The sequence below is a fragment of the Sorangium sp. So ce1153 genome (genome assembly GCF_051521595.1).
In the GTDB taxonomy this organism is placed as follows: domain Bacteria; phylum Myxococcota_A; class Polyangia; order Polyangiales; family Polyangiaceae; genus Sorangium.
The window spans coordinates 1,513,260-1,524,425 of record NZ_CP150361.1 but is presented as its reverse complement, the minus strand read 5'-3'; the positions used below and the strand labels follow the sequence as shown (position 1 = coordinate 1,524,425).

At 69.8% G+C, this 11,166-nt stretch carries 9 protein-coding genes; 7 read left to right on the top strand and 2 right to left on the bottom strand.

The genetic code is table 11. From position 1 onward, the window contains the following. Positions 1-150 precede the first annotated feature (150 nt). Positions 151-348 carry a hypothetical protein gene (locus WME85_RS05485; protein WP_437835783.1) on the top strand — a complete coding sequence of 66 codons (198 nt, stop codon included), beginning with the start codon at positions 151-153 and terminating at the stop codon, positions 346-348. A gap of 8 nt (positions 349-356) precedes the next feature. Here WME85_RS05485 and WME85_RS05480 read toward each other — a convergent pair whose 3' ends face one another. Continuing rightward, positions 357-1,487 carry an RNA polymerase sigma factor gene (locus tag WME85_RS05480; RefSeq protein WP_437835781.1) on the bottom strand — a complete coding sequence of 377 codons (1,131 nt, stop codon included), beginning with the start codon at positions 1,485-1,487 and terminating at the stop codon, positions 357-359. Positions 1,488-1,833: 346 nt separating this feature from the next. On the opposite strand from WME85_RS05480, the gene WME85_RS05475 reads away from it, so the two are divergent. Together WME85_RS05475 and WME85_RS05470 are read left to right on the top strand one after the other, a co-directional pair. After that, positions 1,834-2,835: a hypothetical protein gene (locus WME85_RS05475; RefSeq protein WP_437842247.1), complete on the top strand. Its 1,002-nt coding sequence runs from the start codon at positions 1,834-1,836 to the stop codon at positions 2,833-2,835. A 20-nt stretch (positions 2,836-2,855) separates the two neighbouring features. Beyond that, positions 2,856-4,493 (top strand): hypothetical protein, encoded by a 1,638-nt coding sequence (locus WME85_RS05470; protein ID WP_437842246.1) that lies wholly within the window; start codon positions 2,856-2,858, stop codon positions 4,491-4,493. A gap of 41 nt (positions 4,494-4,534) precedes the next feature. On the opposite strand, the gene WME85_RS05465 is transcribed toward WME85_RS05470, so the two are convergent. Then, the gene (locus WME85_RS05465) at positions 4,535-5,008 is read right to left on the bottom strand and encodes a hypothetical protein (RefSeq protein ID WP_437835778.1); all 474 of its coding nucleotides are present in this window, start codon (positions 5,006-5,008) and stop codon (positions 4,535-4,537) included. A gap of 693 nt (positions 5,009-5,701) precedes the next feature. Between WME85_RS05465 and WME85_RS05460 the strand changes: the two genes are divergently transcribed. The 4 genes from WME85_RS05460 to WME85_RS05445 all read left to right on the top strand — a co-directional run bounded on the left by WME85_RS05460 (position 5,702) and on the right by WME85_RS05445 (position 11,166). Beyond that, on the top strand, positions 5,702-6,034 hold the full coding sequence (locus tag WME85_RS05460) for a hypothetical protein (protein ID WP_437835776.1): 333 nt from the start codon (positions 5,702-5,704) through the stop codon (positions 6,032-6,034). A gap of 427 nt (positions 6,035-6,461) precedes the next feature. Continuing rightward, positions 6,462-7,901, top strand: a complete 1,440-nt coding sequence (locus WME85_RS05455) for a hypothetical protein (protein WP_437835774.1) — start codon at positions 6,462-6,464, stop codon at positions 7,899-7,901. Next, positions 7,898-10,102 carry a hypothetical protein gene (locus WME85_RS05450; protein ID WP_437835773.1) on the top strand — a complete coding sequence of 735 codons (2,205 nt, stop codon included), beginning with the start codon at positions 7,898-7,900 and terminating at the stop codon, positions 10,100-10,102. The genes WME85_RS05455 and WME85_RS05450 overlap by 4 nt, the downstream gene beginning before the upstream one ends. Next, on the top strand, positions 10,099-11,166 hold the full coding sequence (locus WME85_RS05445) for a hypothetical protein (RefSeq protein ID WP_437835771.1): 1,068 nt from the start codon (positions 10,099-10,101) through the stop codon (positions 11,164-11,166). The genes WME85_RS05450 and WME85_RS05445 overlap by 4 nt, the downstream gene beginning before the upstream one ends.

Below are 11,166 nucleotides of genomic sequence, written 5' to 3'. Positions count from 1 at the left end.
GCGTCGACGTGACAGTCCAGAAGGCGCCGATATCGGTCGCGCTCCCCCGCGGCCTGCTCCTTCGCATCGGTGAGGGCGGCCTCCTCGTCATCATGCGCCTGCTCGCGCGCCTCGCGAAGCCCGCGCTCTCGTCCCAGCGCTTCGCGCGCGGTGACCGCGAAGCCGATCGCGACGCACGCGATCATCGCGAGCCCGAGCGGCGACACCAGCCACATCGCCCCCAACATGTCTTCCATGAACTATCGCCTCCTGGACCTGAGCGTTGTTGTCCGACGCAAGGCGGATCTCGGCGTTGCGCTGCGCGAAAGCAGCACCGCTATCCCCGCCTGCCTAGCTGTTGATAGGTAGCCGACGATTCAGCGAAGCTGCCTGAGCAGCGCTTCGCGCTCCGCGGCGAGCCGCCCTCGCGGGAACTGCCGCGCGTGGGCCTCGAGCAGCCGGCGAGCCTCGACGTCGGCCATGACGTCGTTGGCCTCGATGGCCCTCCGCGCCTGGTTGACCAGGCTCCTCTCGACCTCGCCGGCGGTCGGTCGAACGGCGCTCGCCGGAGGCGCGGCCCGGTGACTTCTCGTCTGCGCGTTCGAGGGAGCGGGCGTGCCGGTCGCCATCGCTTCGCCGCGCGCGCTTCCGTGCTCCGTCCGCGACGAGATCTCGTGCGCGGTCGCCGCGGCGGGCACCGCTGCGTCGGGGGCCCCATCTCCGCTGGCGGGCCCCGCGGCGCTCTGGGCGCCATCTTGCGCGGGGGGCGCCACGGCGTCTTGCTCCGCGGGCGCGGTGGCAGGGGCGCGGAGCGCCGCCGCCCTGATCCACGGTTCCACGTCGGGCAAGGGCGGCACGGCGGAGACGAGCGCGCCGGTCAGCAGGACGAGCGCGGCCTGAACGACGATCCTCAGGCCCAGCCGGCGCAGCGAGGCCACCCACCACGCACGACGGCCGAACCCCAGTGCAAGCGGCACGCAGATGCTCCCGTCCCTTCCCTGAGAGCGCTCCTGCGCCTGCCACCGTCCCGCCTGCACCTCGAGCTCCTTGTGGGCCCGCCGGTATCGCGTCTTCACCGTGTCCAGCGGGAGCCCCTGCTCGGCGGCGATCTCGGCGAGCGGGATCTCCTCGAGGTCGTGCTTGATCACGAGATCCCGGTACTTGGGCTCGAGTTGGTCGATCAGCTGCCGGGTGAGCTTTTCCCGCTGCCGTCTGCGGAGCAGCTCTTCTGGCGTGGGGAGCTCATCTCGGATCTCGCGCTCATCGAACGACGTGAGCACCTCGCCGCGGCAGCGCGCGTCCCGGACGTGATTGCGCGCCTGGTTGACGGCGATCGTGACGCGGTAGGGCCCCGGGTCGCCGCCCGGCTCGAGCCGTTGGTCGGCGTCGAGCCCCCGCAGCAGCGCTTCCTGGGCGATATCCTCGGCGTTTCGCGCCGGTACACCGTGGCGCCTGGCCAGGCGCCGGAAGAGCTCGAAGCCGGGGGAGGCGGTCGCTGGCTTGGCCACGGTAAGCAGCACACGCGAGGCGGCCCCAAAGGTTCAGAGAAATGAGTCGAGGAGCAACTTCGGTCGGACAATGTGCCGCCATGTAGTTGTTTCGACTGCGCTTGGTCATGTCTGACAGATGGCTGAACGCATTCCCGCATCCGACCGCAAATTCCCACCGAAGACGCCGAGACGTGGCGGTTTCTGCCGGTTGACGCCTAGCAGCCGGCGTCGGTACCGTCGCGGCATGCGTTGCATTGCGCATTCGCTCTCGATTTTTCTTGCGCTCGGGGCCGCAACAGGCTTCCCGAACTCGGCCAGCGCGGACAATATCCATCCAAAGGCGGGACCGATCGACCGATCGACGGTGAAGGAGCATGTTCGCCGTGGTCAGAAAGCGCGCAAGGCCGGGCTGTGGACCGAGGCAACCGCTGAATACAAGGCAGCTTTGGAGGCCGCGGACGCGGCGACCAGCACTGAGGTGGAGCGCGCGGAGCTCGCCGGCGAGCTCGGCCTTTGCGAGCTCACGCTGCACAAGTACCGCGACGCGGCCGAGCACCTGGCCAGGAGCCTAGAACAGCGCGAAGCGTTGCCAGAAGCGCTCCAGCAGCGATTCGAGGCAGGGCAGCGGAACGCAGCGCCGCACGTCGCTCGGCTCGTGCTCGGCGTCGATCCGCCCGACGCCGAGGTGCTCATCGACGGCAAGCGCATCGGCCGGACCGCGCGGACCTACACGCTGTTCTTCGAGCCAGGCCAACACATGGTGCGGGGCCGTGCACCGGGCTGTAAGGACGCTCTTCATTCCTTGCGCGCCGTGGCAGGCGCGGAGCACGAGTTCACGATGCCGTTGCTGTGTGCGGCGGCGAGCGGCACCAAGGAGGCGAGCAGCGCCAAGGGGACCACGACCGCGACGCCGACTCCGGTGCGCGCTTTGCCCCCTCCGCGCGCGCAGGCCCCCAGCCCGTGGGCCTCGTGGCCGGGCACGCTGCGCGTCGTGGGAATCTCGCTCGCGACGGGCACCGTATCGGCAGGCGCCATCCTCATGATCAACGCCAGCAAGCTCGATCAGGACATGAGCGCGCGGCGTGACCAGCTCGAGAGCGACCCGAGATCGAGTTCGTCCATGTGCTGGCAAGCGCCGGAGCGCTCGCCGTGCGGCGAGCTGCGGCGCCTGCGCGACGCGCGCAACCTGTCCGACCGGGTGGGCACGGCCCTCGTCATCACGGGCGGTGTGATCGGCGCGGCCACCGCCGCGTCCTTCTTCACGGACTTCTCCTTCCTGGGACGCACGCCAGCGCAGGCTCGGGTCCAGATATCGCCCGTCGTGACCGGGCACGAGACGGGCGTGAGCATCGAGGGGGTGTGGTGACCATGCCGGGTACCGAGGGGATGCGGCCACGGGAAGACCAAAGAGCGTTGGCCGCCGCCGTTGCTGTCGTGGTCTGTGCGTGGGGAGCGAGCAGCACGCTGCTAGCTTGCACTTCGTACCGTGACGATTGCTGGGAAGTGATGGAGTGCGCCCCTGCACCTGAGCCGACTTTGTGTGACGGCGATCCAGCGACGACAATGGCGCTCGATGAGTGCGGGGTGTTCGTCAGCGAGCAGGGCGACGACAACGGCCCCGGAACGAAGGACGCTCCGGTGAAGACCCTGCAACACGCGATTGGGCTCGCCGCGCATGGGCGAAGCCACGACGAGGAGCCGACCCGGCGCGTGTACGCCTGCGGCGGGGAGTTCACGGAGACGATCTCGCTGCCCTCGGGCGTCGACCTCTGGGGAGGGCGTCGGTGTGACGGCGGGGATTGGTCGTACGAGGGCTCATTCGAAGGGCCGGATCACCCGACGATCATCGCGCCGCCGGGGGGGATCCCGCTGCGGATCCTCGGGGAGGAGGGTGCGGCGCTCGCGGGGAACGACGCGACGTCGGTGATCGCCGGCGTGCGCGTCGTGGCGGCGGACGCCTCGGCGCGCGATGGCAAGTCGTCGATCGGGATGATTCTGAGCACGGGGGCCAGGGCGAGCGTGCGGGAGAGCGTCATTCTCGCGGGCGACGGCAAAGATGGAGAGCCGGGCAAGGACGCGCCGAGCTATCGAGCGACGGATGGCGTGGAGGGGAACGATGGCGCGTCTGCCTGCACGGACGACGCCGCCGTGGGCGCCCTTCCGGTGGCCAACATGTGCGACGACGGCATCGAGTCGACGGGCGGATACGGCGGCGACGGCGGGCTTAACGGCGGTGGCGATGGCACGCGAGGACAGCCCGAGCCCGCGGAAAATCCCGAGGGCAAAGGCCTTGGAGGAACCGGGGCCAACAGCATGAGGTGCGAAGACGGGAGAGACGGCGCGGAGGGCGCCGACCGTGGTCGCGGCGGCGGCGCGACGGGTGAAGGGTACCTCAACATCGATGGATGGATTGGCGTCCGGGGTGAAGACGGAAAGAAGGGCGGCGCCGGCCAAGGAGGGGGCGGCGGAGGTGGCAGCAAGTCGCGCGGGCCCATGTATGCGTGTCCTACAACCCGCCCTCAACGTGGTGCGGCCGGCGGCTCGGGGGGAAGCGGGGGCTGCGGCGGCGACGGCGGCAGGGGTGGCGGCTATGGCGGCGCGAGCATCGGGATCGTCGCACTGGAGGACACCAAGCTGGAACTCGCGGCGACGCTGGTTGTCGCGGGCAACGGCGGTAGGGGCGGGGTGGGCGGAACGGGCCAACTAGGCGGTATGGGTCAACCGGGAGGCCAAGGGGGCTTGGGTTATGGTACTACTGGCATGTGGAAAGCGTGCGACGGAGGCGACGGAGGCACCGGCGGCCGCGGTGGTGATGCCGGTGGTGGGCTCGGCGGCGCTTCCGTCGGCATCGCGTACGTGGTCCCCAATCTGGCCCTCCTGCCCGGCACGACCATCGAGATCGGGAACGCCGGAGAAGGTGGTCCCGCAGGAAACGCCAGCCTAGACGACGAGGTGGGCAAAGGCCGGTTCGGCCCGTTGGGTCCAATCTATCGTTTCGGCGCGGCAAACGAGCTGCCCCGTTGAGTCGCTCACGGTGGCGCTGTCGTCGAGGAGTGCCGATGATGTCAAGTTCCACGATCTTCCTGCTCCTTGTTTTTCCGCTCGTCGCTGCCGGTTGCGGCACCGCGCCAGCGGTGAACACGCCCAGCGAGCCGGTCCCAGAGCCGGTATGTATCGAGCAGCTTGCCGCGGGTCAGGTGATCGATGGCTGCGGTGTGTTCGTCAATGGGCCATTTTTCGGCGGTGACGACGCGAACCCCGGCACGAAGGACAGGCCCGTTCGTTCGGTGCAGCGCGGGATCGAGCTCGCACGCACCGGACGTGGTCGCGTATTCGTAACCAACGACGGCTTTGACGAGTCCGTTACGCTGCCCTCCGGCGTGGATATCTATGGAGGCTTCCAAACCCTCGGATGGGCACGCCTGCCGGACGATACGACCAAGATCGTTCCCCGCTCCGGCAGGCGCATCGTGATGATCGTCGAGCCAGCGGGCGCGGGCGACAACGGGACCGCGGATGGGGTCTCGACGATCGACCACGTGACCCTCCTCAGCGGAACCCATGTCGGGGTGCTCGTTCGGTCAGGCGCGGTGGTGGAGTTCGTCCGGAGCGAGCTTCGCGCTTCCTCTGGGTGGCGGGGCAGCGATGGGGAAGAGTGGGAGTACCCGAACCGAGCAGCGACTGGCCCCGACGGCCTATACGGTGGGGACGCGTGCTCTGCCGCCACCGTCGCCGGGGGTGTGGCGGTGACGAGCCCTTGTGAGGACGGAGCTCCAAGCATTGGCGGCAAAGGCGGCGACGGGCTCCCGAACGGCGCCGAGGACGGCGGCGCTGGCGCGCCGGTCCCGACGCCGAACCCCACCAACTCAGGGCGCGGTGGCCACGCGGGCAGCGACGAGTCCGGCTGCCAAACCGGAGCCCCTGGGAGTTCTGGAGCCCTGGGAATGGCGGGTGCGGCCGGCGAGGGCATCGGGCAAATCAGTGAGACAGGATGGGAGGGCGACAAGGGAGGTGACGGCAGCAGGGGCATGCCGGGCCAAGGGGGAGGTGGCGGCGGCGGCCGTCGAGGCGGCCTCTCCGCCTGCGGCGTTGCCACGAAGGGTGGGGCGGGCGGCGGCTCCGGAGGCGCGGGAGGCTGCGGCGGCCGAGGGGGGCGAGGGGGCGGGAACGGCTACCCCTCGATCGGCATCATTGCGCTCCATGCGAAGGTCACCGTGCGAGACAGCGCGATCGTGACCCAAGATGCCGGATCTGGCGGCGACGGAGGGCCACCCGAGCGAGGCGGCAAAGGCGGCCGAGGTGCGCCGGGCGGCGCCCTGGACGACGGCGCATGGTCCTGTCAAGGGGGCAACGGCGGCCTAGGGGGCGACGGAGGTTACGGCGGCCCCGGACGTGGCGGCGACTCGATCGGCATCGCCTACCTCGACGAGGACCAGCTTACGCTGGAGGGCGTGACCTACGAGCTGGGACCGCCGGGGAAGGGCGGCGTGAGCTGGGATTGGTCCGGCGACGAGATCACGGGGGAGGACGGCATCCAGGTCGAGACGCTACGTTTCCCTGAATAGGATCACGACACTTCAGGCGAACCCTGTAGTGACAGGGCGCCGACGGTGGCACGCTCGGAGCTCCACGAGGGCGCCCGCGGACCTGCTGGTGGCGACGTGGACAGCCGCGCAGCGCCCCAGGAGCACGACGCCGAGTCCTCGCTCGCGGAGCTCGCCGGCGAGGGTCACGAGCTCAGCGGCGTCCGCCTCGACCCCGCGGCCGCTCCGCAGGCCGTGGCGCCACGCACCCCCAAGCACACCTCTGCGGTTCCGCGACTGTCCGCGCATTGAAGACGGACAACCTGGCGCTCGGGGCGCGATCCACGGCCGAGCAATGTCCTAGCGCTTTGGTGGGGACGCTTGCTTCTGGAAAACGTGCGGGCGAGCGTGCGTGAGCGAGAAAAATCGCGGGGTGGAGGGAATGATCATGGGCGAAAGATCCAGACCGATGCGATCGAGGACGATCCTTGCGGTCGCTGTGGCCGCCCTGGCGCTCGGCGCGGCAGGGGCCGGGTGCTTGTGGAAGTTCGGGGACGACACGTTCGGGAGCTTCTGCGCGGCCTCGGTGGGCGGCGAGGAGCACTGCGTGGGCGAGAATCAGGGTCCGGGCGCCGCGTGGGCCCAGGCCGAGAAAGACGGCGCTCTGCCCATCGAGGTGTGGGCCACCTGGCCGAACAACAAGACGCCAGAGGAGATCGTCGCGAGCGATTACTCGCTCGGTGTCTGGTTCGGCCACATCGACGAGGCGATCGCGTACGTGCGCGACGACGCGAGGAACGCCGAGTCCTTGCGGGCGACGCTCGCGGGCAAGCTCGCGCGGCTGCTCGACGAGGCGAGAGACCGCCAGAGGGTGCTGCTCGCGGAGGCGCCTGTCGACGCGGCCGGCAACTTCACGGCGGCGATGATCGACAAGGCCAGCGCGGAGAGAGAGCCGCTCGCCGCCACGCTCGCGGCCGACAGGCAGGCGATGGCGGCCGTGCAGGTGATCTTCGACCAGGCCCGGGACGAGGCCGCCCCGCTGCGATCGAAATACGCGGGCGTCGCGGCGCGCTTCGCCGCGTACCGCGCGACCGAGGCGGCGGAGACGGCGGCGTACGCGGCGCTCTCGACGCAGGCGTCGCGGTCGGACATCGACGGCCTCGACGGCTTGGAGCAGGCCGTGCTCGCGACGGCGCGTGAGGCGAGCCGCTCGCCCGGCGAGCTCACCGCGGAGATCCTGAGGTCGTCGGCGACGCTCCAGGTCTTCGCGGCCTCCTTCGATGAGGCGATGGCGCCGCACAGGGAGCTGCTCGCGACGCACGGCGCGGTGCTGCCGGACATGACGTCGGGCGCGCTGCGCTCGCTGAACGCGATGCTGGGTTACGTGAAGGGTCGCGTCGCCCGGAGCGACGCGAGCGCGGCGGCGCTGCTCGGCGGCATCGCGCTGCGCCGGCAGGCGCTCCGCGTGCTGCAGATGGACGAGGGGGCGCGCGAGGCCGTCGCAGGGGCGCGGACGCGCAAGGCGTCGGACGCCTTCGAGCAGCGTGCGCGCGCGCAGGTCGCGGCGCTGTCGGCGGCACCGCCGGTGAGCGAGAAGCTCGGGCTGCCGCTCTTGGCCGAGCGGTGCGGGGAGCTCCTGGCGCTGGCGCAGCTGCGACCGCTCTGCGAGGCGGCGGGGTCGTCCTGGCGCGAGGCCGGGTGCGCGGAGCTTCGAGGAAGGTTCGACGCCGCGGAGGCCGAGCTCAGGACGGGGGTGCCGCAGAAGATCGCGGCGGGTCTCGCGGCGCTGCGGGAGAAGGGCATGGCCGCGGCGGAGCTCGACGCGGCTCAGGCGAGGCTCGACGCGGGGGACGTGAAGGGCGCCGCGATCGCGTATGACGCCGCCGTGCGCGGCGCGGAGGGGACATGAGAGGCTCGAAGGACGTTGCGCTGCGCGGCCCGAGCGCCGCGGTGTTCCAGAGGCTCGTCGCGCTGGTCACGGCGCTGGCGGTGCTGGCGCCGTCGTTCGCGTGGGCCGGTACGCCGTACAGGCTGGACTGGGAGCGCACGGAGCTCAGCTCCTCGTGCGAAGGGGCGTTCCTCGTCGGACACAACTTCTTCAGCGTCAACGACACGCCGCTGACCACGTACGAGGTCCCCGGCGCGCTGCTCGAGCTCCCCGACGGAACGCAGACGAACAGGGCGGAGACGGAGTTCGACTCGGTGCTGCTCCAGATGGGAGCGAACGACTTCCACTTCCATGTCACGAACTCCGCCGACGAGGACTGGTGTACCGAGTCGCACGAGGTGGTGCACCTCGTCTCGGAGCCGCTCGGGCTGAACAAGCCGCTCTTCGACGTCCAGCGTCGCGGGGAGAAGTTCTCCGGCGACACGACGCTCGACCTGAGCCTCGCGGAGATCAACCCTGCGCTGGCGCGCGACATCGAGATCCTGCTGGCCGAGATCGCCAAGGAGCGCGCGGCGCTCGTGGCGAACGCGCGGGCGGTGGGCCTGCTCGCGGAGAAGATGGACCTGCTCCAGCAGCTCGACACCGAGCTCAAGGACCTCGTCGGCCGGCCGCTGGACGAGATCTCGCGGACCGACCTCGAGGCGATCCTGGACCGGTATGAGGACGCGGTCGCGCCGGAGACGCGCGCGGCGATGGAGCAGCTCGTCGACGACCTGAAGAAGAGCGTCAGCGATCTCGAGGACGAGGTCGCGCGGCTGATGGACGAGTTCGGCGCGCAGGCCGACGAGGTGGCGGACCTGGCGACAGAAGACGCGCGCGCCGAGGGGTGGGACCCGGACGACCCGCAAGCGTACGCGCTCGGGGACAGCGTGGTGCCGTGGGTCGAGGTGCCGGACGTCGCAGAGGTGGACGGCGCGTTCGAGGAGGGGAGGGATCCCTACGCGGCGTACGCGGACGCGGTGCTCGCGGCGCTAGAAGCGGACGTGAGCGGCCGGGTGGTGATCTTTCGCGCGGACTTCGTGGCGAACGTGCGGGCGTGGCGGGCGAACAGCGCGGCGCTCGAGATCGCACTGCGCGACCGGATGGGGGTGTCGCTGGCGGAGACCAACGCGTTCCTGAACGCGCAGAACCGGATCACCGGGTTCGTGCGGCAATTCATGGATGCGTCGGACTGGTTCATCGAGACGCCGATCCCGCCGGATCTGCGGGTGCAGGTGGACACGGTGCTGAAGCCGCGGTTCGATGCGCTCGCGAACCAGATGAAGGACAACCTCAACCTGTGGGCGGGGGGCGGGCTCGACCTGGAGCAGACGCAGCTCTACCAGACGATCAGCGCGTTCGCGGGGGCGATGTCGACGGTCGCCGAGGGGTTCGAGGCGTACGCGGAGGTGATGCAGACGCTGGTGCACGCCACGACGCGCATCGGGGTGGGGTTCGTGCCCGTGGTCGGGCCGACGCTCGACCTGTGCGAGGCGGTAACGGGCAAGGAGTGGTGTGTGCCGTCGGGGCGAGAGCTCAGCGATGAGGAGCGGATCTTCTCGGGGCTAGGCTTCGGGCTCGGGGCGGTCGGGCACATCTGGCACGGCGTTGCTGCCGCCGGCGCGCTACCGCCGCGTGGGATCCGGATCGCTGGGGAGATCGCGAAGGTCGATAAGGTCGTCGTCAAGGGGTTCGAGGTATGGAGGCTCCGCGGGTTCAAGACGTTGAAAGGGCACGTCACGGAAGCCGGGTTCAACACCTTCGAGAAAACGGCGATCAGCTTCATGACCCGCGACGAGCGGGCGCTCCTCGGCGTCGGCGACGGCGGCGTGCGTAAGATGCTCGACCTTCCAGACGAGTCGCTCCCCGGCATGTCCGGTGGGAAGGCTCCTGACTTCGTGACGGTGTCCCGCGGGCAGAAGCTGATCGTGAGCGAAGTGAAAGGGGGCAACCCGGTTGAGCTAGACGATGTGTTCAAGCAGTTGTCGAACGGGATGGAGGGGCTACGGAACAAGGGGATCGCGGGGGATGTCGAGCAGGTCGAGCTCATCATGACGCGCGGTGCGAAATTCAAGCCGAAAGATACCTATGCCGTCAAGGATGGATACCTCTTCAACACGAAGACGCGCAAGCAGGTGACCCTGAAAGGATTCAATCACCCCATCAAGGTGACCCAGCTATGAGCGAATCAGGACCGTCGTTCTTCGCCTGGTGTGACGCGGCAGAGACGCTCGACGCGTTCCTGGCGGCGCTGCCGGCGCTCATGCATCCAGGGACTCGTATCAGCATGATGACGGACGATGGTCTATTCTACACGACCTCCATGGACGAGGCGGTTGCGATGATCCGCGCCGAGTTTGCTGCAGGTCCTTCCGCTGGCGCAGGCCTCGACGTCATGCTGACCGGCTCCAAACGTATCTTCGGCTGCAGCTGCCACTGTTACACCGAAGAGGCCGGCCGTGACATTTCGGCCGGCCACATCCACATGACCACGTGCGACCAGCGTAGGTTTCTCTGCTCTTACCTCGAGCTCGCCTGGGGCAGGGGCCCGCGCTCGATCGAGGCCGAGGCCGCGGTCGCGTGGCAGCTGCTCCGGGACGACCTCGAGGACCTCCTGCTCCGCCTCTGCGCGCCGGACGCGAGCGGCCGCGTCCGTACCGGCGCGTGCACGAACGGGGGAGACTGGATCGCACCCGTCCGCATGTGCGCGACGTACAACGCGGACGCGCGGGACATCGCGCGCGATCTCGCTCTGTCGTGGCTACAGCGCCACGACAAAGAGATGGTATCGCGCAACGCGGGTCTGTCGCTGGAAGCGCTCCACGCGCGCGTCGACGCCGCGCCGGCTGGAGCGCGCGTCCCGCTCAAGGGCGGCAGCGAGCGCGCGCACGCGCTTTCCCGCGAGACCGTCCTCAAGGCGCTGGCAACGCCGCCCGCCAGCCTGCTGGAGGCGCTCGAGGCCGCGGCGGCGCCCGACGACGCGTGGCGCGCCGCCGAGCCGCGCGCGAGAGAGATCCTGGCGCTGACGAGCCAGATCGCGGAGACGGGCGAAGGCCCGCCCACGTGGGCGGTGCACACGGACACGCGTGCCCACGTCCGCTTCCTCCGAAAGCACGCGCCTTTTCACGTGCGCCGCCTCGCGGGCGGCGGCGTGATCCTGGCGACCCACCCGTTCCGCTCGCTCTGGCCGCTCTGGGTCGACGCGCTCTTCTCGCTCGGCCTGATCCCTGACCCAGCAACCTCATGA